General features: G+C 52.8%; 21 protein-coding genes. 11 read left to right on the forward strand and 10 right to left on the reverse strand.

The genetic code is table 11. The features are described 5' to 3' along the window. Nucleotides 1–37: 37 nt before the first annotated feature. The 5 genes from pcnB (at nt 38) to panD (ending at nt 4,232) form a co-directional block, all read left to right on the forward strand. Nucleotides 38–1,435, forward strand: a complete 1,398-nt coding sequence (gene pcnB, locus QNN86_RS12900; RefSeq protein WP_212734308.1) for a polynucleotide adenylyltransferase PcnB — start codon at nt 38–40, stop codon at nt 1,433–1,435. A gap of 51 nt (nt 1,436–1,486) precedes the next feature. Beyond that, a complete protein-coding gene (folK, locus tag QNN86_RS12905; RefSeq protein ID WP_414211219.1) occupies nt 1,487–1,978 on the forward strand; it encodes a 2-amino-4-hydroxy-6-hydroxymethyldihydropteridine diphosphokinase in 492 nt (163 codons plus the stop codon). 120 nt (nt 1,979–2,098) lie between these two features. Next, the gene (panB, locus tag QNN86_RS12910) at nt 2,099–2,890 is read left to right on the forward strand and encodes a 3-methyl-2-oxobutanoate hydroxymethyltransferase (RefSeq protein ID WP_117342296.1); all 792 of its coding nucleotides are present in this window, start codon (nt 2,099–2,101) and stop codon (nt 2,888–2,890) included. Nucleotides 2,891–2,901: 11 nt separating this feature from the next. Then, the gene (gene panC / locus QNN86_RS12915) at nt 2,902–3,756 is read left to right on the forward strand and encodes a pantoate--beta-alanine ligase (protein WP_414211220.1); all 855 of its coding nucleotides are present in this window, start codon (nt 2,902–2,904) and stop codon (nt 3,754–3,756) included. Between the two features lie 95 nt (nt 3,757–3,851). After that, a complete protein-coding gene (gene panD / locus QNN86_RS12920; protein ID WP_023178331.1) occupies nt 3,852–4,232 on the forward strand; it encodes an aspartate 1-decarboxylase in 381 nt (126 codons plus the stop codon). A 6-nt stretch (nt 4,233–4,238) separates the two neighbouring features. Here panD and QNN86_RS12925 read toward each other — a convergent pair whose 3' ends face one another. The 4 genes from QNN86_RS12925 to QNN86_RS12940 all read right to left on the reverse strand — a co-directional run bounded on the left by QNN86_RS12925 (nt 4,239) and on the right by QNN86_RS12940 (nt 7,767). Further along, on the reverse strand, nt 4,239–5,468 hold the full coding sequence (locus QNN86_RS12925; RefSeq protein ID WP_414211221.1) for a polysaccharide deacetylase family protein: 1,230 nt from the start codon (nt 5,466–5,468) through the stop codon (nt 4,239–4,241). A gap of 61 nt (nt 5,469–5,529) precedes the next feature. Beyond that, a complete protein-coding gene (locus QNN86_RS12930; protein WP_096758267.1) occupies nt 5,530–5,970 on the reverse strand; it encodes a PTS sugar transporter subunit IIA in 441 nt (146 codons plus the stop codon). Nucleotides 5,971–6,073: 103 nt separating this feature from the next. Continuing rightward, complete coding sequence (locus tag QNN86_RS12935; RefSeq protein ID WP_096758268.1) at nt 6,074–6,844, reverse strand: ABC transporter permease; 771 nt, start codon at nt 6,842–6,844, stop codon at nt 6,074–6,076. After that, nucleotides 6,841–7,767, reverse strand: coding sequence for an ABC transporter ATP-binding protein (locus QNN86_RS12940; protein WP_096758269.1), 927 nt, complete (start codon nt 7,765–7,767; stop codon nt 6,841–6,843). The genes QNN86_RS12935 and QNN86_RS12940 overlap by 4 nt, the downstream gene beginning before the upstream one ends. 101 nt (nt 7,768–7,868) lie before the next feature. On the opposite strand from QNN86_RS12940, the gene can reads away from it, so the two are divergent. Then, a complete protein-coding gene (gene can / locus QNN86_RS12945) occupies nt 7,869–8,531 on the forward strand; it encodes a carbonate dehydratase (RefSeq protein WP_096758270.1) in 663 nt (220 codons plus the stop codon). A 72-nt stretch (nt 8,532–8,603) separates the two neighbouring features. On the opposite strand, the gene hpt is transcribed toward can, so the two are convergent. The 3 genes from hpt to cueO all read right to left on the reverse strand — a co-directional run bounded on the left by hpt (nt 8,604) and on the right by cueO (nt 11,648). Continuing rightward, nucleotides 8,604–9,140, reverse strand: a complete 537-nt coding sequence (gene hpt, locus QNN86_RS12950; protein WP_003018658.1) for a hypoxanthine phosphoribosyltransferase — start codon at nt 9,138–9,140, stop codon at nt 8,604–8,606. A 247-nt stretch (nt 9,141–9,387) separates the two neighbouring features. Further along, nucleotides 9,388–9,912 carry a hypothetical protein gene (locus QNN86_RS12955; protein WP_414211222.1) on the reverse strand — a complete coding sequence of 175 codons (525 nt, stop codon included), beginning with the start codon at nt 9,910–9,912 and terminating at the stop codon, nt 9,388–9,390. Between the two features lie 125 nt (nt 9,913–10,037). Beyond that, on the reverse strand, nt 10,038–11,648 hold the full coding sequence (gene cueO / locus QNN86_RS12960) for a multicopper oxidase CueO (protein ID WP_414211223.1): 1,611 nt from the start codon (nt 11,646–11,648) through the stop codon (nt 10,038–10,040). Between the two features lie 153 nt (nt 11,649–11,801). On the opposite strand from cueO, the gene QNN86_RS12965 reads away from it, so the two are divergent. Next, the gene (locus QNN86_RS12965; RefSeq protein WP_096758273.1) at nt 11,802–12,149 is read left to right on the forward strand and encodes a YacC family pilotin-like protein; all 348 of its coding nucleotides are present in this window, start codon (nt 11,802–11,804) and stop codon (nt 12,147–12,149) included. Here QNN86_RS12965 and QNN86_RS12970 read toward each other — a convergent pair. After that, nucleotides 12,142–13,155, reverse strand: a complete 1,014-nt coding sequence (locus QNN86_RS12970; protein WP_181540035.1) for a LacI family DNA-binding transcriptional regulator — start codon at nt 13,153–13,155, stop codon at nt 12,142–12,144. The genes QNN86_RS12965 and QNN86_RS12970 overlap by 8 nt on opposite strands. Nucleotides 13,156–13,509: 354 nt before the next feature. Between QNN86_RS12970 and QNN86_RS12975 the strand changes: the two genes are divergently transcribed. Further along, complete coding sequence (locus QNN86_RS12975; RefSeq protein ID WP_414211224.1) at nt 13,510–14,913, forward strand: sugar porter family MFS transporter; 1,404 nt, start codon at nt 13,510–13,512, stop codon at nt 14,911–14,913. Between the two features lie 18 nt (nt 14,914–14,931). Continuing rightward, nucleotides 14,932–16,983 carry a glycoside hydrolase family 36 protein gene (locus tag QNN86_RS12980; protein WP_414211225.1) on the forward strand — a complete coding sequence of 684 codons (2,052 nt, stop codon included), beginning with the start codon at nt 14,932–14,934 and terminating at the stop codon, nt 16,981–16,983. A 32-nt stretch (nt 16,984–17,015) separates the two neighbouring features. Here the strand turns inward: QNN86_RS12980 and yacL are convergent, their stop codons facing one another. Both yacL and acnB read right to left on the reverse strand, forming a co-directional pair. After that, nucleotides 17,016–17,378 (reverse strand): protein YacL, encoded by a 363-nt coding sequence (gene yacL, locus QNN86_RS12985; protein WP_096758276.1) that lies wholly within the window; start codon nt 17,376–17,378, stop codon nt 17,016–17,018. A 174-nt stretch (nt 17,379–17,552) separates the two neighbouring features. Beyond that, a complete protein-coding gene (acnB, locus tag QNN86_RS12990; protein WP_414211226.1) occupies nt 17,553–20,150 on the reverse strand; it encodes a bifunctional aconitate hydratase 2/2-methylisocitrate dehydratase in 2,598 nt (865 codons plus the stop codon). Nucleotides 20,151–20,583: 433 nt separating this feature from the next. Between acnB and QNN86_RS12995 the strand changes: the two genes are divergently transcribed. Continuing rightward, nucleotides 20,584–22,188 carry a DUF3300 domain-containing protein gene (locus tag QNN86_RS12995; RefSeq protein WP_414211227.1) on the forward strand — a complete coding sequence of 535 codons (1,605 nt, stop codon included), beginning with the start codon at nt 20,584–20,586 and terminating at the stop codon, nt 22,186–22,188. Nucleotides 22,189–22,198: 10 nt separating this feature from the next. Next, complete coding sequence (locus QNN86_RS13000) at nt 22,199–22,993, forward strand: DUF2950 family protein (RefSeq protein WP_096758279.1); 795 nt, start codon at nt 22,199–22,201, stop codon at nt 22,991–22,993. The last annotated feature ends 1 nt before the right edge of the window (nt 22,994 follow it).

A 22,994-nucleotide genomic window follows, 5' to 3' on the forward strand; every position in this document is an offset into this window, starting at 1 on the left:
TTGTTCTGACTGAAGTTTGACACTACCGAGGTGTACTATTTTTACCCGAGTCGCTAATTTTTGCCGCAAGGTGCTAAGCCGCGAGGAGCGCGAGGCCGAGCTTGCCATCGCCCGTCCACATATGACGGTAATCCCGCGTGAGCAGCACTCTATCTCCCGCAAAGATATCAGTGAAAATGCCCTGAAGGTAATGTACAGGCTTAATAAGGCCGGATACGAGGCATGGCTGGTCGGCGGGGGCGTACGCGATCTTTTGCTGGGCAAAAAGCCGAAAGACTTTGATGTCACGACCAACGCGACCCCCGATCAGGTTCGGAAACTGTTCCGTAACTGCCGTCTGGTAGGTCGTCGTTTCCGTCTGGCCCATGTGATGTTTGGCCCGGAAATTATCGAAGTGGCAACCTTTCGCGGACACCATGAAGGCAGCGAAGCCGACCGTGCAACCTCACAGCGCGGACAAAACGGTATGCTGCTGCGTGACAACATCTTCGGTTCCATCGAAGAAGATGCGCAACGCCGCGATTTCACCATTAACAGCCTTTACTATAGCGTTGCGGATTTCACCGTTCGCGATTACGTCGGCGGGATGCAGGATCTGGAAGACGGCGTTATTCGCCTGATCGGTAATCCTGAAACTCGCTATCGTGAAGATCCCGTGCGTATGCTACGCGCCGTCCGCTTTGCAGCAAAACTCGACATGCGCATCAGCCCGGAAACTGCCGAGCCGATCCCGCGTCTGGCAACCTTGCTGAACGATATTCCGCCGGCACGCCTGTTTGAAGAAGCGCTCAAACTGTTACAGGCGGGCTACGGCTACGAAACTTACAAGAAACTGCGCGAGTACAGCCTGTTCCAGCCGCTGTTCCCGACCATTACCCGCTATTTCACCGAAGAAGGTGACAGCGCAATGGAACGCATTATTGCCCAGGTACTGAAGAACACCGATACCCGTATCCACAACGATATGCGCGTCAATCCGGCGTTCCTGTTTGCCGCCATGTTCTGGTACCCGCTGCTGGAAGCCGCGCAGAAAATTGCTCAGGAAAGCGGTCTGGCCTACTACGACGCTTTCGCGCTGGCGATGAACGACGTACTGGACGAAGCGTGCCGCTCGCTGGCGATTCCTAAACGCCTAACATCGCTCACCCGCGATATCTGGCAGCTTCAGTTACGCATGTCCCGTCGTCAGGGAAAACGCGCCTGGAAGCTCATGGAGCATCCGAAATTCCGCGCAGCCTACGATTTACTGGCACTGCGTGCCGAAGTGGAAAATAACGCCGAACTGCAGCGTCTGGCGCAGTGGTGGGGCGAATTCCAAGTTTCCGCGCCACCAGAACAAAAAGGCATGCTGAACGAGCTGGATGAAGAGCCAGACGCACGCCGTCGCCATCGTCGTCCGCGTAAACGTGCGCCGCGCCGTGAAGGTTCCGCGTGACCCATCACGTATACCCTACAAATTTCGAGTCGCATCAAGGCGGTGACACAGATGCAGCTTGAAAGACGACGGGTATATATCGCCATCGGCAGCAATTTAGCCTCTCCGCTGGAGCAGGTTAATGCTGCCGTACAGGCGCTGGGAGAAATCCCGGACAGCCGGATCGTCGCCGTATCCTCCTTCTACCGCACGCCACCATTGGGTCCTCAGGATCAACCTGATTACCTGAACGCTGCCGTGGCGCTGAAAACAACGCTCGCGCCTGAAGAGCTGCTCAACCACACGCAGCGTATCGAGTTGCAGCAAGGGCGAGTAAGGAAAGCCGAACGCTGGGGTCCGCGCACGCTGGATCTCGACATCATGTTGTTTGGCAACGAAGTGATTAATACCGACCGCCTGACCGTTCCGCATTACGATATGAAAAACCGGGGCTTTATGCTGTGGCCGCTGTTTGAAATCGCGCCGGAACTGACTTTCCCGGACGGTACCCGCCTGCATCAGCACCTCACCCACCTTGGCGCAGCAAAACCTGCCCACTGGTAAATTTCCTCCTCCCCTTTAGCGTTTACTGCTTTCGCGCCAAACGGTTGCTTAAAACCATTGCCCCCCTGAATGTGACTGCTAGAATGCCGTTAAATATGACTTTCACACTCAGGAAATGTTATGAAACCGACGACCATTTCCTTGCTGCAAAAATGCAAGCAAGAGAAAAAGCGCTTCGCGACGATTACGGCCTACGACTACAGCTTCGCTAAACTCTTTGCCGACGAAGGTATCAATGTGATGCTGGTAGGCGATTCACTGGGAATGACAATACAAGGGCATGATTCCACCCTGCCGGTCACCGTTGAGGACATCGCTTATCACACCCGGGCAGTACGTCACGGTGCGCCAAACTGCCTGCTACTTGCCGATCTACCGTTCATGGCCTACGCCACGCCGGAGCAAGCCTTTGCTAACGCGGCAGTAGTGATGCGCGCTGGTGCAAACATGGTCAAGATTGAAGGCGGCGCGTGGCTGGTTGATACGGTGAAAATGCTGACCGAACGTGCGGTCCCGGTGTGCGGTCATCTGGGCTTAACACCCCAGTCGGTGAATATCTTTGGCGGTTATAAAGTGCAGGGCCGTGGCGATGCTGGCCAAACGCTGCTCGACGATGCCCTGGCATTAGAAGCCGCAGGTGCGCAGCTGCTGGTGCTGGAGTGTGTTCCGGTTGAGCTGGCAAAACGCGTGACCGAAGCGCTGTCCATCCCGGTCATCGGCATCGGCGCAGGCAATGTCACCGACGGTCAGATCCTGGTGATGCATGATGCGTTTGGTATTACCGGCGGTCATATTCCGAAATTTGCCAAAAATTTCCTCAATGAAGCGGGCGACATGCGCGCCGCGGTGCGGCAGTATATTACCGAGGTTGAATCCGGCGTTTACCCGGGTGAAGAACACAGTTTCCATTAAGGAGTCAAGGTGTGCTAATTATTGAAACCCTACCGCTGCTGCGCCAGCACGTTCGTCGTCTGCGTCAGGAAGGTAAGCGCGTCGCGTTAGTTCCCACCATGGGCAACCTGCACGATGGTCATATGAAGCTGGTCGATGAAGCTCGGGCTCGAGCGGATGTAGTGATCGCCAGCATTTTCGTTAACCCGATGCAGTTTGACCGCCCGGACGATCTGGTGCGCTACCCGCGTACGCTGCAAGAAGATTGCGAAAAGCTGAACAAACGTAAAGTCGATTACGTCTTTGCTCCAGCCGTAGAAGAAATCTACCCTCAGGGTCTGGAAGACCACACTTTCGTTGATGTTCCCGGCCTCTCCACCATGCTGGAAGGTGCAAGTCGTCCAGGTCACTTCCGCGGTGTTGCCACCATCGTCAGCAAGCTGTTCAACCTGATCCAGCCTGATATCGCCTGCTTTGGCGAGAAAGACTTTCAGCAGTTGGCGCTAATTCGCAAAATGGTGGCCGATCTGGGTTACGACATTGAGATCGTCGGTGTGCCGATTATTCGCGCCAAAGACGGTTTGGCCCTCAGCTCACGCAACGGCTACCTGACGGCTGAGCAGCGTAAAATCGCCCTAGGCTTGTACAAAGTGATGAACCGCATTGGGGAGAAATTACAGGCCGGTGAGCGCGATCAGGAAGAGATCATTGCCATTGCCGAGCAGGAGCTAAACGAAAAAGGCTTCCGTGCCGATGATATTCAGATTCGCGATGCCGATACTTTGCTGGCGCTAAGCGAAACCAGTAAACGTGCAGTAATTCTGGTCGCTGCATGGCTGGGCCAGGCGCGTCTCATCGACAATCAAAGCGTTACATTAGCCCAGTAGACAGGGGCTAAAAATCGGGCAATACTGCCTGAAAATTTCTCAAAGCAGGTCGTTTGTGCCTGCTTTGCCAAGGTAAACGACAGGGTATAGACGTTATGATTCGCACCATGCTGCAAGGCAAGCTTCACCGCGTGAAGGTCACTCAGGCGGACCTGCATTACGAAGGCTCCTGCGCTATTGACCAGGACTTCCTCGATGCTTCCGGTATTCTGGAAAACGAAGCGATTGATATCTGGAACGTGACCAACGGTAAACGTTTCTCTACGTATGCCATTGCGGCTGAACGCGGCTCGAAGATTATCTCCGTGAACGGTGCAGCGGCACATTGCGCTGAAGTTGGCGACATCGTGATTATCGCCAGCTTCGTGACGATGTCTGATGAAGAAGCACGAACCTGGCGCCCGAAAGTTGCCTACTTCGAAGGCGATAACGAAATGAAACGTACTGCGAAAGCGATTCCAGTACAGGTTGCCTGACACGTGTTACCCCTGCGGCTGGTTGCTGACCAGCCGCGACATGGTTTCCAGCGAATCCGTTCTTAAAATATAAAGCCGCTTTAACAACATCGGATTATCCCCCGGCTTCACCTTCCCCTTTACCGTCGTCACCGCCATGTGAAACCCCGCCTCCCCTGCTGCCTGCACCGCTGTGGCGTTATAACTGCCAAAGGGATAAGAGAGATACAGCACATGCGGATTAAACTGCGCCAGCGCGCGCCGCGAACGGGCAAAATCAAACAGGATATTATGGTGGTTACGACTCAGCAGGATCGGCCGACGGTAACCATCTACCCGATGTAAAAAATGGGTATGTGACTGAAAGTCAAACACATCCCTGATGCCATTCAATTCAGAGACGCTCATAAACTGCAGCGATTTTGGATCCCACTTTTGCGGATGCCGCTTAATACGCGATGAGATAATAAACGCCGTTGCTTTCATGCCGTATTGTTTCAACACCGGATACGCATAGCGGCTGACCGACTTCAGGCCATCGTCAAAGGTTACCACCACCGCGCGCGCGGGCAGATTAGCACGGTTACGCACGTAGTCTTCTAACTGGTACATCGTCAGCGTGGTGTAGCCCATATCACGCAGCCAGGTCATCTGATTGTTGAAGGCTCGCACGGAAGTGGTCGTCGAGGTATGGCGAAAACGGGTGTTCTCTTCATCACGCAGAATGTGATGGTAAGTCAGCACCGGGATCCCATTATCGGTCTGAGCATCTAAGGCGCTGATATAAGCCAGCCGGTCACCAATACGGATTTGAAACCACGTCTGGTTCAGCCTGTCTTTCAGCTTGTTTATTATGGGATAGCGCAGATTGTCCGCCAACACGCCAAACGGTGCACTCCCGGCGCCGGGGGCGTTATAAACCGGCGTATCTTTCCAGGTGATCAGGTTCTGATTACTCAGGGGCTTATTGAGATCGCCCAATCCATCTTCAACCTTCTGCCGCCCCTGAACGCGCTCCAGATGGCCTTTATCGATAAACCCCTTACCAAAGCCAAAATTGAACGCGTAATACTCTTCGCCACCGGGAATGACCGAGAGGATCTGGCCCGCACGAATATTCCCTACCGTCACCATTTTATTGCCAACCTGTGCCCAGACAGCAGCATCTTCAGTGGTTTGCATATAGCGCGCAGGCAACGCCGCGACCGAAAAACCCGAAAACAGGAACATCAGAATAAGCAGAGCACGCATAACCATATGGGATAACCGAGGCGAAGAACCTCGGCTATTGTAGCAAAAGCATCATCAATACCAATGCTTAATACTCATACAAATCATGCTTCAACACAAAGGGGGGATTTTTCTGTTGCTGATGCCACAGGCTGGTGACATCAGGACCGCCGAGGGAAACAATTTGATTGCGAAACGCCGCGCTGCTCATCGATTCTCGCGACAAAAGCATTCGCTCAAGCAATGGATACGTCACGCCTGAGATCACTTCACACTGGGAATGTTTATGGCTCATCAGCGCCGCGACGCGATAGGGTGCAGAACCCGAAATATCGCTCAGAAATATCACGCCTTCGCCAGAGTCGGTGTTGTGAAGCGCATCACACATCATCCGGCTTAACATATTTGCGCTGAGCCCGCGCCAAAAACTCACCGCCCGGCATTGCGCCTGCGGGCCGAACTTTTTTTCCAGGCGATGCAGCATATCCTGTGCCGTATCGTCATGACAGGTAATCACCCAACCTAACATTGCCTACCTCCTTAGCAGACAAGTAGTTTATCAGGGTGATAAATACATAACGGTGATAAACATCAAAAATCTTCCTCTCCCGGTCCCGGAGAGGAAGAAAGAATCAGCTACGTAACCCACGTCCGCGTTGAATCAGATACCAGCAGAGTAAATAAAAGGCGGCAATAAACACCACCAGCACGCCAAACGTCGTAACCAGCGGAACATCATGAATGCCGAGGAAACCGTAGCGGAAGCCGCTGATCATGTAGACGATCGGGTTCAGGTGCGACAGACCCTGCCAGAACGGCGGCAGCAGCGTTAACGAGTAGAACACGCCCCCCAGGTAGGTCAGCGGTGTCAGCACAAAGGTTGGGATCAAGCTGATGTCGTCAAAGGTTTTGGCAAAAACCGCATTCAGCAATCCGGCCAGCGAGAACAGGACCGCCGTCAGCACCAGCGTAAGCGCCACAAAGACCCACGAATGTACCTGAAACGGCACAAAGAACAGGGAGATAGCGGTTACCAGAATGCCGACACACAGCCCGCGCGCCACGCCACCACCGACAAAACCAGTAATAATGACGTGCGTCGGTACCGGCGCGACCAGCAGTTCTTCAATGTTGCGTTGAAACTTGGCGCTGAAAAATGACGACGCGACGTTGGCGTACGAATTGGTAATGACCGCCATCATAATCAGCCCCGGTACGATGAACTGCATGTAGCTAAAGCCGTGCATTTCGCCGATGCGTGAGCCAATCAAATTACCGAAGATAATAAAATACAGCGTCATGGTAATGACCGGTGGGACCAGCGTCTGGATCCAGATCCGCATAAAGCGGTGGATCTCTTTCGCCCAAATGCTTTTCAGCGCCACCCAGTAAAGCTGCATCATGTGCGATCTCCTTGTTTGTCATGCACCAGAGAAACAAACAGCTCCTCCAGTCGGTTCGCCTTGTTACGCATACTCAATACCTGAACGCCCTGGGCGCTCAGCTGGGAAAACACGCTGTTTACCCCCTGCTCTCTCAGCACTTCGACTTCCAGCGTGGAAGTATCAACCAGACGGTATTGATAGCCTTCCAGTTTGGGCAACGGGCTTTTCGCTGCTAAATCGAGAATAAAGGTCTCGGATTTCAGTTTGGAAAGCAGGTTTTTCATCGACGTATTCTCCACCAGCTCACCATGCTGGATAATGCCGATATTACGGCACAGCATTTCCGCTTCTTCGAGGTAGTGGGTGGTCAGAATAATCGTCGTGCCTTTGTCGTTTAAATCTTTTAAAAATCCCCACATTGAACGACGCAGTTCGATATCAACGCCCGCCGTCGGTTCATCGAGGATCAGCAGCTTCGGCTCATGCATCAAGGCACGGGCAATCATCAAACGTCGCTTCATACCGCCGGACAGCATACGCGCCCGTTCGTTACGCTTTTCCCACAGATCGAGCTGTTTTAGATAAATTTCACTGCGTTTTACCGCCTCTTTATACTCAACGCCGTAATAGCCCGCCTGGTTCACCACGATCTGCTGCACGGTTTCAAACGGGTTAAAGTTAAACTCCTGCGGCACGAGCCCAAGCTGGCGTTTAGCGTTAACCGTATCTTTTTCAAGATCGTAGCCAAAGACGCTCACCCGCCCTGAGGATTTATTCACCAGCGAACTGATAATCCCGATGGTGGTGGATTTCCCTGCGCCGTTAGGACCTAAAAGCGCATAAAAATCACCCGCTTCGACTTGTAAATCTATGCCGCGTAGCGCCTGAACGCCACCGGGATAAGTCTTTTTAAGTTGTTGAAGTTCCAGAGCAATGGTCATGGTTTTTTACTTACCTTACATTCTAATGCTTGATATTTGGTTTTAATAAATCAGGAGTTACCCTATATTAGCGCAACGCAATTTACTGGGTTACAGCCTCCATGAAAGACATAGATACACTTATCAGCAACAATGCACTATGGTCAAAGATGCTGATAGAAGAGGACCCCGGATTTTTTGAAACGCTGACGCATGCGCAGAATCCGCGCTTTCTATGGATTGGATGCTCCGATAGCCGCGTTCCCGCGGAACGTTTAACCGGTCTTGAACCGGGCGAATTATTTGTTCACCGTAATGTTGCCAATCTGGTAATTCATACCGATCTGAACTGCCTCTCAGTGGTTCAGTATGCGGTTGATGTGCTGGAAGTGGAACACATTATTATTTGTGGGCACTACGGTTGCGGTGGCGTACAGGCCGCCATTGAAAATACAGAATTGGGACTGATTGATAACTGGTTGCTGCATATCCGCGATATCTGGTTTAAACACAGCTCACTGCTCGGGGAAATGCCGCCGGAGCGTCGTATTGATACACTGTGCGAGCTGAATGTCATGGAGCAGGTCTACAACCTGGGCCACTCCACCATCATGCGTTCAGCCTGGAAGCGTGGTCAGAAGGTCACTATTCACGGATGGGCCTACGGTATTCATGATGGCCTACTTCGCGATCTGGACGTGACCGCCACCAGCCGTGAATCCCTGGAACAGCGCTACCGACAGGGGCTGTCGAACCTCAGCCAAAAGCACAGTAACCATAAGTAACGCAACATTGCCGGGGGGCGGCTACGCCTTACCCGGCCTACAAAACGCTCACCATCAGGCACGTTCGCAGTTTTACTCGTCCAGCAGTACCACTTTGCCAACATACGGCAGATGGCGATAACGCTGGGCGTAGTCAATGCCATAACCGACAACAAACTCATCCGGAATGGAAAAGCCGATAAATTCGACTGGAACATTCACTTCACGACGGGAGGGTTTGTCCAGCAGCGTACAAATAGCCAGAGATTTCGGCTCGCGCAGGCTGAGGATTTCACGCACTTTTGACAGCGTGTTACCGGAGTCGATGATATCTTCGACAATCAGTACATCTTTACCACGAATGTCTTCATCCAGGTCTTTGAGGATTTTAACATCACGGGTAGTCGACATGCCGCTGCCGTAGCTTGAGGCAGTCATGAAGTCGACTTCGTGGGAGACATGCACTTCACGGCACAGGTCTGCCATAAACATAAATGAGCCGCGTAACAGACCAACCAGCACCATGTCACTGCCGCTGTCCTTGTAACGTTCGTTAATCTGACGCCCGAGTTCAGCAATGCGCGCTTTGATCTCCGCTTCCGGGATCATGACTTCTACAGTATGTTTCATATCTCTAACCATATGATTTAAAAACAAATCACTCAATGCTCACTCTTAATAAGACAGCATCTAAGCGCAAGGTACGAAGTATACCAGTAAAAGCCTTTATTCGCGGCATCTGTTGTCCTATGACGGTATCTTTACCCCACATCAGAACAGAGAACATGGGTCTTCCCTGGCCGCCCTGGGCAAGACTCAATAAAAATACCCGCTATTTACTGCGGGTATTTTATTGCTCTCAGATTTTTGACAACAATCACTTATCAAATTTAAGCGACATTAACGATGCTTTCGCCACATCCTGATATTGTTCAACCAAATCTTTGGTCATATTAAAAGCGACCTGCACGGCTTTATCTTTTTCCGACGTTACCAGCATCATATTCAGGATTTCGGTATCCGGCGCCTGGGAGCGGAAGGTAATCAGCCAGGCTTTATGCCCATCCACGGTCACGGCTTCCGCCTGCGGTTTGAAGTTAGTCAGCATTTTTAGCATCGCATCTTTCGCTTGATCCAACTGTGATGCGGGCAACGCGCTGCGCCCGGCGGTCATCCCTAAAGAGGCCTTGCCACGCTCGTCGCCATAAATAACCTGCGGACGATTTTCCGAAGGGTACTTAATTTTCGCCATTTCGTCGGACATTGGCGTCAGCGCTTGCGGAATTTCGATACTCAAATTGAGCTGCGGGATATTCTGGCGTTGCATTTTCATTTCGGCATGCGCTGAAATCGCCACCATCATGACAAAAGATGCGGTGAGTACCTTGCGGAAAAGATCCATTCTAACCTCATGATTTATTATTAATCATATCAGTATATCCGCCGCGCTAATGAATGAAACGGTAAATGCCCATTTTAAGAACATCCTGTTTTACCGGATGGCAAAAATGCCATCCGGTCATTTTGTTACACGGTAAAGCCGAGCATCATGCCGGTGTCTTCATGCTCTAACAGATGGCAGTGCGCCATATAGGCATGCTCTTTCGGTGCATCGTGATCAAACTTCACTAATACTTCGCTGACGCCGCCTTCAACACGAACAGTATCCTTCCAGCCCGCACGATGCGCGGCCGGTGCTTTACCGTTCTCAGACAGAATGCGGAATTGGGTGCCGTGAATATGGAACGGATGCAGCATCATGTCGCCCTGCCCGGAAATCACCCAGCGTTCGTGCTGACCTTTCGTCGCGGCAAACATCGGTTTATTCATATCAAATGCCTGGCCATTAATGCGGTTGGCATTATGGAAATCGAACGTCCCGCCGTGGTCCATGCTGCCCATATTGCCGTGATTCATATTACCGTGATTCATGTTGCCATGATTCATTTTACCGTGGCCCATCTCGCCATTATTCATATGCCCCATCATCTGCCCATGCCCCATGCCTGCCATGGCCTGGTCGCCATATTTCTGCATCAGTATTTGCATGCCCATCATGTCGAGCATCGGGTCCATAGACAGCTGCAGCCTGCGCACCGTCAGTCCTTCCAGTGAAGGCAAGGCTGGCAGGGTGGTCAACGTGTCCGGCAGCGTACCGGAAGCGGTGATACGCAATGGCTGGATGCGCATCACCGGATGCGGCTTATCAAAGGGCGCAATCGCCATCCCCATCTGACTCACCGGCAGCGTGACCAGATCAAAAGCTTTGCCATCGCTGATATCCACCAGCACTTCAAACCGTTCGCCCATCAGCATGGGCAGCTCGGAGACTTTCACCGGCTCTGCCAACAGTCCGCCGTCGCTGGCAATGACGTACAGTGGACGGTTGTCGCTGGCCGCCACGTTAAGTGAGCGGGCGTTACAGCCATTCAGCAAACGCAGACGCAGCCAACCGCGCGGCGCGGCATGCTGCGGATACATCGCCCCGTTAGTCAGCAGCGTATCGCCAAACCACCCGACGGCGGCGGTCATCATATCCAGCTGATAGTTAATTTGTCCGTCTGCGGAGAACTGTTTGTCCTGAATAATCACCGGAACATCATCAATGCCCCACTGTTTCGGCAACAGCAGTTTGTGGATGTCCTCATCTTCAATCAGCACCAGTCCGGCCAGCCCCATCGCCACCTGACGACCGGTTTTGCCGTGCTGATGTGGGTGGAACCAGCAGGTCGCTGCCCGTTGTTCGGGCGTGAAGGTCACAGAACGTTTCCCGCCCGCCTGAATAACCCCTTGCGGTCCGCCATCGACGTCACCGGGAATTTCCAGGCCGTGCCAGTGCAGCGTCGTCTCTTCGGCCAGCTGATTATGGATATCAACGGTGACCGCTTTACCTTTCTGCAGTTTCAGCGCCGGTCCCAGTAAATTACCGTTATATCCCCAGGTGGTCGCGGTTTTACCTGCAAAGGTCGACTGCCCGGCTTGAACGATCAACTGTATACGATCGGCAGCATCTGTCGTTAACAGGTCAGGGATAGGTAACGCAGGACGCTCAGCAGCGAAAACCGAACGGCTCCAGAGAGGTAACGCTGACGCGACGCCCAGCGCTACGGAGTACTTTAAAAAGTCACGACGTTGCATAATCACTTCCTTATATTCAGCAGCTTAAGCAGGCTATCTTTTAAGCATAAGCCTTCCCCTTACGGGAAGGTCAAGTGAACCGCTGATAATAAAGGTCGTCGCTTCGCTCGCAGTGTGCTAACGTTTAAATTCCGTGATGCAGTGGTAGAAGCAATGAAGACGTTTTTCAGAACAATTTTGTTCGGCAGCCTGATGGCCGTATGCGCAAATAGCTACGCGCTCAGCGAGTCCGAAGCCGAAGATATGGCCGATTTAACGGCAGTGTTTGTCTTTCTGAAAAATGACTGTGGATACCAGAATTTGCCCAATGGGCAGATCCGTCGCGCACTGGTCTTTTTTGCCCAGCAGAACCAGTGGGACCTCAGTAATTACGACACCTTCGACATGAAATCACTCGGTGAAGACAGCTATCGCGATTTAAGCGGTATCGGGATCCCGGTTGCCAAAAAGTGCAAAGCGCTGGCGCGTGACTCCCTGAGCCTGTTGGCCTACGTTAAATAATGTGATGCCGGATGGCGTTGACCGGCAGCGTCAGCAAAACCGACTTCACCGCGTTATCCCCCTGTGTCACCCGTAGTACCGCTTCGCCCAACTGTCGCCCGACCTCTTCGTGATCGACGGTAAACAGGCAGGCGGACGACATCACCCGTGACGAAAAGTCGCTGCTCGCCGTGGCGCACAGCATCGACTTTTCATCCAGACCGCAATCAGGCAATCCAGCCAGATAATGGCAGGCGCCCATCAGCAGAAAGTCGTTAATAAAAATAATAAAGTCAGGCTTTGCATTTTGCTGCATAAACTTCTGCATGGCCTCCTCACCAGATGACTCAGCAACGGCACCAAAGAAAATCAGCCCGTCGTTCGGCGTTTGTCCACTTTCACGCATTTCCTCCAGACAGCCGTCAAGAAACTGCAGCCCATGCATGCTGTCAGCACCTAGCGTCGCAACAGCAATACGCTTTGCCCCCTGACGCAGCGCAAAACGCACGCACTGCCGCCCCATCTCTTCATGGTGGAAATCGACCCAGTTAAAATGCCCTTTCAGCACCCGACTTTGTCCCATCGTGACGAAAGGAAACCGTCGATCGTTCAGCAATAAAATCCGCTCATCATCAATACGCGTATCCGTCAGGATGACCGCATCCGCACGGTTTTGCTCAATGATTTTTTGCAACAGTTGCTGCTCCCCCTGCCGATCTGTGGTGATGTGGATGACAGGATCGATACCGCTGGCTTTCAAGCTGGACTGTAGCCCTCTGGCAATACGCACAAAAAATGATGCGGTATGAACGTTGCCGCCGTCTGCGGCAGGCAGCAGCAGCGCCACGGCCCCCACCTTACCGCTGCGCAGATGCCGGGCGGAAGCATTCGGCCGATAGCCCAGTTTTTCCGCCGCCTCCAGCACTTTTTTCCGCGTATGGTTACTGATATCGCTTTTGTTATTCAACGCCTTCGAGACCGTCGCCGTAGAAAGATTCAGAAACTCAGCAAGTTCTTTAATATTCATTTTTCCGCATGGACTAAATTGCTTCAGACAAGGATATTTCTGCAATCTAAACCATTAATTTCCCGATGACAATAAAAAATCATTTTAACACAACATGATTATGTTGAAGAGATCACAATTACGTAGGAAAAGCCATTGCTATCGTTATTTTTCAGATCTAGCATAAATAATACGAAATCGATTAAGTATTTTAGACATCTCTATAGCCTAAATAATTCGAGTTGCATCGCTACGGCAACTAAGTGCATCCCTGGGTACATACAAATAGTACGTAACCGGGGTAAGCGCAGGCAGCCAACAAAGATGTGGCTTGAAGTATGTCGGGTATAAACAAAACTAACAAAGGTAATCCTTATGCAATTAGATAGTCCGTTTCCTGTTGCAGCATCCGTCAATAAAACACGGCCACAGGTGATTTGGATTTGTCTGTTAGCGGCTCTCGCCGGTTTGTTATTCGGTCTGGATATTGGCGTCATCTCCGGCGCGCTCCCGCTTATCGCCAAAGAATATCATCTACTTGATAACCAACAAGAATGGATCGTCAGTTCAATGATGGTCGGTGCCGCAGCTGCGACCCTGTGCAGCGGCTTTCTGGCATATCGATTAGGCCGTAAATATGCCTTGCTCATTGCCGCTGGCTCATTCTGTATCGGTGCCATTATCTGTACCTGTGCCGTCAGCGCGGATATGTTGATCGCCGGGCGCTTGATTCTCGGTGTTGGCCTCGGCGTCGCATCTTACGCAACGCCGCTTTATCTTTCTGAAATCACGCCAAAAAATATCCGCGGCGCGATGATTTCTGCTTATCAGTTAATGATTGCCCTCGGAATTTTAATCGTCTTTCTGACCAATACCGCCTTCAGCTACAGCGGCAACTGGCGTGGAATGCTGCTGGTTGTCGCTATCCCATCACTGATTTTCCTGTTTGGCGCGTTGTTCCTGCCTCGCAGCCCACGCTGGCTGATGATGCATGGCAGAGAGGAGGATGCCAGAGCCGTATTGCTGCGCCTGCGCAACAGCCGCGAAGAGGTTGAAAGCGAGCTGCAGGAAATTAAAGAACAGCTTAAAGTTAAACAACACGGCTGGCATTTATTTAAAGAAAATAAACACTTTCGCCGTAGCGTCGGATTAGGGATCGTCCTGCAAATCATGCAACAGTTCTCCGGCGTCAATGTGATGATGTACTACGCGCCACGCATCTTCCACGAAATTGGCTTTAGCTCCACGGCAGACCAAATGTGGGGAACGGTAATCGTTGGCCTGGTGATGACGGTGGCGACCTTTATCGCCGTCGGCTTCGTCGACCGTTGGGGACGTAAACCTATGCTGTATATTGGTTTTATCACCATGGGCATTGCGATGAGCGTGGTAGGCTCACTACTGGGTGGTGATGCGTTATCGGTGATGGAGAAAGGCGTCACCGTGGCGATGCTGCTGCTGTTTATCGTCGGTTTTTCTATGTCAGCAGGCCCGCTAATCTGGTTATTATGCTCCGAAATTCAGCCATTAAAAGGGCGTGAATTTGGCATTACCTGCTCCACATTTACCTGCCATATCGCCGGGATGATTGTCAGTGCGACCTTCCTGTCGCTACTCAATACATTAGGTAGCGCTCATACGTTCTACTTATATGCTTTATTAAACCTTACAGCCATTATCATTATTTATTTCTTTGTTCCTGAAACAAAAAACATTTCACTAGAAAAAATCGAACAGAATCTAATGGCAGGAAAAAAATTACGCAACATTGGCCGATGATAAAAGGGAGTATCGGACATGAGTTTTATAGAATTTACTGAAGATAATTTGCATATTTCTTTTTCGCTTAATGAAAAACAGCAAATTTATATTAGCCGGTTTTCAACAACCTCGGATTCTGCAGCGCACGGAGAGTTTCCGCTGGTACAGGTACATGCCAGCGGCTACAACCAAAACGATCACCATGCCCGGAAGCATACCGGTAGCGAGCCGGGTTCATCGTTACGCTACCAGTCCCATCGTTTTAGCGAAAATAAGCTGGGCAAGAAGCTTGAAATCAGCCTTAGCCGTGAAGCGATAACCGTAGGCTGGCACCTTCAGCATTTTCGCGACACGCGTACGGTACGAGTCTGGTGCGAGGTACGCAATGATTCCCCTGAGCACCTCGGACTGGAATATGTCAGCTCCTTAACGCTGTTTGCCATCAATAGCCAGCAATGGGAAAAAACAGCGCTTCTGCACTTGCCGCACAATAACTGGTACGGCGAGGCACAGTGGAAGAGTCGCTCACTGCCGGACCTCGGGCTGGATAAAGTGAACCATTTTTCACTCGATCGTCTCTCGGTTGAGAGTACCGGAACCTGGTCCAGCATCGGTTATTTGCCCTGCGCCGCTTTTGAGGATACCGCAGCTGGCACCACGCTACTGTGGCAGATTGAACACAGCGGCTCATGGCAGTGGGAAATCGGCGATTTCCGCGACCATCTCTATTTGCAAGTCAGCGGCCCCACCGAGAATGAAAGCCACTGGTGGAAAAATCTCGCACCGGGAGAAACCTTTACTTCCGTACCGGTCGCCGTAGCGCTGGTTCAGGGAGGGTTGCAAGACGCGCTACGGGAAATTACCCGTTATCGACGAAAAATAGTGCGCCCGTCGGAGGATAACCAGTGGCTCCCGGTGATATTCAATGACTATATGAACTGTCTTTCCGGCGATCCAACCACCGCGAAGCTGCTGCCACTCATTGACGCCGCCGCAAAGGCGGGATGTGAGTACTTTTGTATCGACTGCGGCTGGTACTCTGATGGTGAATGGTGGGACGGGGTCGGCGAATGGCTTCCCGCACCAACGCGCTTCCCTGGAGGGATCCGTGAACCGCTCGATTATATTACCGCCAAAGGCATGAAATCGGGGTTGTGGCTGGAACTGGAAGTGATGGGGATTGCCTGCCCGCTGGCGCAATCCTTACCTGATGAGTGTTTTTTCCTGCGCCACAGTAAACGGGTTATTGACCATCAGCGCTATCAGCTGGATTTTCGCCATCCTTTAGTGCTGGAGCATGCCGATCGGGTTATTTCCCGTCTGGTCGAGGAATATGGCATCAGCTATATCAAAATGGATTACAACATTAATGCGGGTATCGGGACAGAGTACGCAGCCGACAGCCCCGGCGACGGATTGCTACAGCACAATAGGGCTTATCTTAGCTGGCTGAAAAACATCATGGCTCGCTACCCGCAACTGGTGATTGAAAACTGCGGCAGTGGCGGCTTGCGCATGGACTATGCGCTTTTGCAGCAGCACAGCATTCAATCCGTTACCGATCAGACCGACTATCGCTTAATGGCCTCGATTGCCGCCGCTGCGGCCTCGGCGGTAACGCCTGAACAGGCCGCCATTTGGTCTTATCCCTTACGTGAAGGCGACCGTGAAGAAGTGGTGATGAACATGGTGAATAGCCTGCTGCTGCGGGTTCATCAAAGCGGGCATCTGGCGGAACTGAGTGAAGAGCGTTTCGAACTGGTTCAGGAAGGGATCGCACTGTATAAATCGTTTCGCCAGCAGATCCCTCACCTCGAGCCGTTCTGGCCTCTGGGCATGCCCTCTTTCGCGTCACCGTGGCTGGCATTTGGTCTGCGCAACGACAGTGAAGCCTGGCTGGCGGTCTGGCGTATGGAAAGTGAGCGGAGTTCAATCACGCTACCACTCGGTGGCGTCACGCAGGCAAGTTGCGTTTACCCGCACTTCGCCAAAGTGCTCTGTCAGCCAACGATCAACAAACATGAATTAATGATTTCACTACCGGAGAAACTGACCGCCAGATTGTTTCATCTCACTTTTGCCCACTAAATGAAAACCGCCTCCCGACAGGGAGGCAGTCATTATTTCTGCTGAACAAATTCGCGGTATGCCGCCACTACCTGAAGGAAGTCCTCGACGCCGCACAGAGACAAACTCTCTTCGTCGTAATAGTTCATCCCTTCTTCCATTTCGTCGCCCGTAAACTCCAGTTGATTGGCACGCACCATCACTTCTTCGCCATCCAGCCAGAGCGTGTACTCATGCCCTGCCCGCTGCCAGGAACGCTCACTGCCTTTTACCGCACGCGCTGCCTGTTCCACTTCATCCAGTAAGGCCAGGTTTTCTTTCACTTCTTCATTAAACCAGTGCCCTACCACTTCGTGGCCCATGGACATACGCACTTTTACCACTCCGGTAATATCGCGCAGAAATTCGTAATCCATAATGTGTTCCTCTGCTCCCGGCAATGCGCCAATACCGCACTGCACCTTGCTGTAATTATCGCAGCAGCGCGGCAGAAAAAAAGCGTAACGGGCATAAGGAATAGAAATAAAAATGCCCGAAGAAGTTGACCTCTCCGGGCATTGATGCGTTTTTGCGCAAAATCCGCTAGCGAGTTATACCGCCGTCTGGAAAATCACGCTGTCCGCTTTCTCAGTGTACTGAGAAAGCTGGTCAAAGTTCAGATAACGGTAGGTATCCACGGCGGTTTTATCCACCTGGGCAACATAGGTCTGATACTCTTCCGCCGTTGGCAGCTTGCCAATCAGCGCAGCCACTGCCGCCAGTTCCGCAGACGCCAGATAGACGTTCGCGCCGGTACCTAAACGGTTCGGGAAGTTACGCGTTGACGTTGACACCACGGTCGCACCGTCGGCCACACGCGCCTGGTTCCCCATGCACAGTGAACAGCCCGGGATCTCGATACGCGCCCCGCTCTTACCAAAGACGCTGTAATAGCCCTCTTCGGTCAGCTGTGCGGCATCCATACGGGTTGGCGGTGCCACCCACAGACGGGTCGGCAGCTGGCCTTTATGCGCATCCAGCAGCTTACCTGCGGCACGGAAGTGACCAATGTTGGTCATGCAGGAACCGATGAACACTTCGTCGATCTTCTCACCCTGCACGTCAGACAGCAGACGCGCGTCGTCAGGATCGTTCGGCGCACACAGGATTGGTTCTTTGATATCCGCCAGATCGATGTCGATCACTGCCGCATAGTCTGCGTCAGTGTCGGCTTCCAACAGCTGTGGATCCGCCAGCCATTTTTCCATGCCCTGGATACGACGCTCCAGCGTACGTCGATCGCCGTAACCTTCTGCGATCATCCACTTCAGCAGGACGATGTTAGATGTCAGGTACTCAACGATCGGCTCTTTGTTCAGCTTAATGGTACAGCCAGCAGCAGAACGCTCAGCGGACGCATCGGTCAGTTCAAATGCCTGCTCGACTTTCAGATCCGGCAGGCCTTCGATTTCCAGGATGCGGCCGGAGAAGATGTTTTTCTTACCTTTCTTCTCAACGGTCAGCAGGCCCTGCTTGATCGCGTACAATGGGATCGCATGGACCAGATCGCGCAGGGTGATACCCGGCTGCATTTTGCCTTTGAAGCGCACCAGCACTGACTCCGGCATATCCAGCGGCATCACGCCGGTTGCCGCAGCAAACGCTACCAGACCAGAACCCGCCGGGAAGGAAATACCGATCGGGAAACGGGTATGCGAGTCACCACCGGTACCGACGGTATCCGGCAGCAGCATGCGGTTCAGCCACGAGTGAATAACACCATCGCCCGGACGCAGCGAGACGCCGCCACGGTTCATGATGAAGTCAGGCAGCGTGTGGTGCGTGGTCACGTCAACCGGCTTCGGATAGGCGGCGGTATGACAGAATGACTGCATCACCAGGTCTGCGGAGAAGCCCAGGCACGCCAGGTCTTTCAGTTCATCACGGGTCATTGGACCGGTGGTGTCCTGAGAACCTACAGAGGTCATTTTCGGTTCACAGTAAGCACCCGGGCGAATACCGGTAACGCCGCAGGCACGACCGACCATTTTCTGTGCCAGCGAGTAGCCGCGGTTGCTTTCCGCCACGTCTTTCGCCTGACGGAATACGTCGCTGTGCGGCAGACCCAGCGCTTCACGCGCTTTGGTGGTCAGGCCGCGACCGATGATCAACGGAATACGGCCACCGGCGCGTACTTCGTCAATCAGCACATCGGTTTTCAGCTCAAAGGTCGCCAGCAGTTCATTGGTTTCATGGTTACGCACTTCACCTTTGAGTGGGTAAACGTCAATCACGTCGCCCATGTTCAGGTTGTTTACGTCCACTTCAATCGGCAGCGCGCCTGCATCTTCCATGGTGTTGAAGAAGATTGGCGCAATTTTACCACCGAGGCACAGACCACCGCCGCGCTTGTTCGGCACGTTCGGGATGTCATCGCCCATGAACCACAGTACGGAGTTGGTCGCAGATTTACGGGAAGAACCGGTGCCGACAACGTCGCCCACGTAGGCCAGTGGGTAGCCTTTCTTCTGCAGTTCTTCAATCTGTTTGATCGGACCAACGGCACCCGGTTGATCCGGCTCAATACCTTCACGGGCGTTTTTCAGCATCGCCAGCGCGTGCAGAGGGATATCCGGACGCGACCATGCATCCGGAGCCGGAGACAGGTCGTCGGTATTGGTTTCGCCGGTCACTTTGAACACGGTAACCGTCATTTTCTCAGCGAGTGCTGGACGGTTCAGGAACCATTCGGCATCGGCCCAGGACTGCATTACCTGCTTCGCGTAGGCGTTGCCCGCTTTGGCTTTTTCTTCTACGTCATAGAAGTTATCGAACATCAACAGCGTATGGGACAGTGCTTTAGCAGCAATCGGCGCCAGTTTCGCATCGTCCAGCGCGTCAATCAGCGGATGAATGTTGTATCCGCCTTGCATGGTGCCCAGCAGTTCAATGGCTTTCTCGGGTGTCACCAGCGGGGACATAGTGTCGCCTTTGGCGACGGCAGCAAGAAAACCCGCTTTAACATAAGCGGCTTCATCTACGCCAGGAGGAACGCGGTTGATCAACAGGTCTAACAGGAATTCTTCTTCGCCCACAGGCGGGGTCTTCAGCAGCTCGACAAGTGCGGCCATTTGGGTTGCGTCTAACGGTTTTGGCACAATCCCTAAGGCGGCACGCTCAGCTACGTGCTTACGGTATTCTTCTAGCACGACGGTATCTCCTCGCTCTCATTGTCATATGCGGTAGGCGATTCTCTTCACGCTCCTGTGAGACAGCAGTTTGTAGGGTAAATGCCCGGTACCGCATAAGGCACAATAACAGGATTTTCACTAAGTGTTAATCCGTTTACAAAAAAGCAACATAAAAAATTGGCTGAATCGTTAAGAATGGTATAGCAAGGAGGCGAGGCGAATTTCTGTCCCCTCCCACTCTCTTAAAGCGATTGATTTAAAACGGCGGCATCAGAATATTTCAACGCGTTTTCAGGCAGCAGATATAATTGTGTAATAAATGTTCACACTCTTTTTCCGGACATACCGGGCGGTTACCCAATAAAAGTCAAAACTGTAAAACACGGGTGAATAATACTCGCGGCAACAGAAACGCCTCACGGCACAGCGCTTGTCTCGTTGGAGTCATTTTATGAAGTTGCCCTTTAAGCCACATCTGCTCGTCTTTCTGTGCAGTGCCGGGCTGTTTGCCGCCTCTGGCGTGATGTTCGTCAAAAGTCGCACAACGGAACCCGTTGCACCGGCCCCTGTCGCACAACAACCTTCAGCACCTGCTCCAGCACCCGTAGCTGCACCTGCCGTGCAATCCGCGCCCGCTGTCGCACCAACATACACTGCCGCACAAATCGATCAGTGGGTTGCGCCAGTCGCGCTGTACCCGGATGCATTGCTGTCGCAAATTTTGATGGCGGCGACCTATCCGGCCAACGTTATCCAGGCCGCGCAGTGGTCTAAAGACAATCCTAAAATGCAGGGTGACGCCGCTATTCAGGCCGTTGCCGGGCAACCCTGGGACCCCAGCGTAAAATCGCTGGTCGCGTTTCCTCAGTTGATGTCGCTGTTAGGTGAAAATCCGCCGTGGGTACAAAGCCTGGGTGATGCTTTCCTCGCGCAACCACAGGACGTGATGGACTCCATTCAACGCCTGCGCGTACTGGCGCAGCAAACCGGGGCATTACAATCAACGCCGCAGCAGACGGTTACCACCGTAACAAAGCCTGCACCGACGAAAACCGACACCAGTCAGTCGACAACCCATACCACGACCACCACCACAACAAGCCCAACGGTTATTAAAATTGAATCCGCCGATCCACAGGTGGTTTACGTTCCGACCTATAACCCGAATACGGTGTACGGCACCTGGCCAAATACCGCCTACCCGCCCACCTATCTGCCGCCATCGCCCGGTGAGCAATTTGGCAGCAGCTTCGTTAACGGTTTAGGCTTCAGCCTGGGGGTAGCGACCACCTATGCCATCTTCAGCAACATCGACTGGGATGATGACGACGACTGGGACCACCACCATAATAATGATGACTGGGATAATCATGGCGGTTATAACCGCAACGGCGATAACAACATCAATATCAACGTTGATAACTTCAATAAAATAAGCGGACAACGTCTGACCGACGCCAACCGGACCTGGCAGCATAACCCGGCCTATCGTGAGGGTGTGCCCTATGCGAATAACCAGCTCAATAACCGTTTCCATTCCACGAATACGGCAACGGGGCTCAGTGCGACCCAGCAAACCCCGCAACGTTCGGCCAACCGCGATAGCCAGCGCCAGGCCGCTATGAGCCAGATGGAGAAATCAACGGGAAAAACGTTCCCTCAGACCGCGCGTCCGGGAACAAAAGATGCCCAACGTCAGGCATCGAGCCAGCAGTTAAAGCAAATTTCCCAGCGTAATAACTACCGTGGCTACGACACAAAACCACAAACCGCGAAGCGGACAAGCACGCAACAACGAGAGACTCGCCAGACGACCGCGCAGAGACAGGAGAAACGGGTTTCGCAACCTGCACAGCAACGCAATGTGCAACAACGCAATATCCAACAGCGAACCAGCCAGCCGCGCGCCAATGCGCTGAGCGGTAACGATAGTCGCTCAGGCAGCTGGCAAGCACAGCAGCAGCGAGGCGCTCAGAGCAGGGAAATATCCCGCAACCAACCATCGCGCCAGGCATCCGGCGGGCGCGCTGAACACCGTGAACTCCGCCATCGTTAAGGGAACCGACATGAAAATGAAATTACTCAGTGGAATGGTGTTGTTCATGGTTTCGGCCACCGCGATGGCACAGCAATCTTTCAGTACACCAGACCAGGCAACCGACGCACTGGCAAGCGCGATCGGTGAACAAAATGAAAGTGCGATGAACAACCTGCTTGGAGAAGACTGGCGCGATTTTCTGCCGCCAGAAGGTGTCGATCCTGATGCCGTTGATCGCTTCCTGCGTGACTGGAAGGTCCATCATAATACCGTCGTCGAGGGCAATACCGCGCACCTTGTTGTCGGGGACAGCGGCTGGCAGTTGCCAATCCCGGTTATCAAAACCACATCCGGCTGGCAATTTGATATGCAGCAAGCCGCCGAAGAGATCCAGACTCGCGAAATTGGCCGCAACGAACTCGCCGCCATCGAGGCATTACACGCCTATGTGGATGCTCAGCAGAGCTATTTTGCGATGAACCAGAAGTATGCGCAGAAGGTTGTCAGCACGGAAGGGAAAAAGGATGGTCTGTACTGGCCTGTCGCACCTGGCGAAGCGCCTAGTCCTCTGGGCCCAGCATTCAGCCCGCAAGAGCCTGGCACGGGTTATCACGGTTATCGTTTCCGCATCCTTCCCGACAAAACCAGCGGCTTTGCGATGGTGGCCTGGCCCGTCAGCTACGGTCATACGGGCGTGATGAGCTTTATGATTAACGGCGATGACACCGTCTACCAGGCAGATCTTGGTGAAGCATCACAAGAAAAAGCGCAGGCGTTGACCACCTACGCCCCGGATAAAAGCTGGCACCCCGTCGCGCAGTAAA

This window comes from Citrobacter sp. C348 (assembly GCF_047467975.1).
Classification (GTDB): Bacteria; Pseudomonadota; Gammaproteobacteria; order Enterobacterales; family Enterobacteriaceae; genus Citrobacter; species Citrobacter gillenii.

What these genes read in the sequence shown, in the direction of transcription:
- QNN86_RS12930 (WP_096758267.1), bottom strand. Translation starts at nt 5,970, where the DNA reads ATGTTAGGTTGGGTGATTACCTGTCATGACGATACGGCACAGGATATG.
- QNN86_RS12925 (WP_414211221.1), bottom strand. Translation starts at nt 5,468, where the DNA reads ATGGTTATGCGTGCTCTGCTTATTCTGATGTTCCTGTTTTCGGGTTTT.
- hpt (WP_003018658.1), bottom strand. Translation starts at nt 9,140, where the DNA reads ATGAAACATACTGTAGAAGTCATGATCCCGGAAGCGGAGATCAAAGCG.
- QNN86_RS12935 (WP_096758268.1), bottom strand. Translation starts at nt 6,844, where the DNA reads ATGATGCAGCTTTACTGGGTGGCGCTGAAAAGCATTTGGGCGAAAGAG.
- cueO (WP_414211223.1), bottom strand. Translation starts at nt 11,648, where the DNA reads ATGCAACGTCGTGACTTTTTAAAGTACTCCGTAGCGCTGGGCGTCGCG.
- QNN86_RS12940 (WP_096758269.1), bottom strand. Translation starts at nt 7,767, where the DNA reads ATGACCATTGCTCTGGAACTTCAACAACTTAAAAAGACTTATCCCGGT.
- QNN86_RS13000 (WP_096758279.1), top strand. Translation starts at nt 22,199, where the DNA reads ATGAAAATGAAATTACTCAGTGGAATGGTGTTGTTCATGGTTTCGGCC.
- QNN86_RS12970 (WP_181540035.1), bottom strand. Translation starts at nt 13,155, where the DNA reads ATGAATATTAAAGAACTTGCTGAGTTTCTGAATCTTTCTACGGCGACG.
- QNN86_RS12975 (WP_414211224.1), top strand. Translation starts at nt 13,510, where the DNA reads ATGCAATTAGATAGTCCGTTTCCTGTTGCAGCATCCGTCAATAAAACA.
- can (WP_096758270.1), top strand. Translation starts at nt 7,869, where the DNA reads ATGAAAGACATAGATACACTTATCAGCAACAATGCACTATGGTCAAAG.
- QNN86_RS12965 (WP_096758273.1), top strand. Translation starts at nt 11,802, where the DNA reads ATGAAGACGTTTTTCAGAACAATTTTGTTCGGCAGCCTGATGGCCGTA.
- QNN86_RS12955 (WP_414211222.1), bottom strand. Translation starts at nt 9,912, where the DNA reads ATGGATCTTTTCCGCAAGGTACTCACCGCATCTTTTGTCATGATGGTG.
- panD (WP_023178331.1), top strand. Translation starts at nt 3,852, where the DNA reads ATGATTCGCACCATGCTGCAAGGCAAGCTTCACCGCGTGAAGGTCACT.
- panB (WP_117342296.1), top strand. Translation starts at nt 2,099, where the DNA reads ATGAAACCGACGACCATTTCCTTGCTGCAAAAATGCAAGCAAGAGAAA.
- folK (WP_414211219.1), top strand. Translation starts at nt 1,487, where the DNA reads ATGCAGCTTGAAAGACGACGGGTATATATCGCCATCGGCAGCAATTTA.
- QNN86_RS12995 (WP_414211227.1), top strand. Translation starts at nt 20,584, where the DNA reads ATGAAGTTGCCCTTTAAGCCACATCTGCTCGTCTTTCTGTGCAGTGCC.
- yacL (WP_096758276.1), bottom strand. Translation starts at nt 17,378, where the DNA reads ATGGATTACGAATTTCTGCGCGATATTACCGGAGTGGTAAAAGTGCGT.
- QNN86_RS12980 (WP_414211225.1), top strand. Translation starts at nt 14,932, where the DNA reads ATGAGTTTTATAGAATTTACTGAAGATAATTTGCATATTTCTTTTTCG.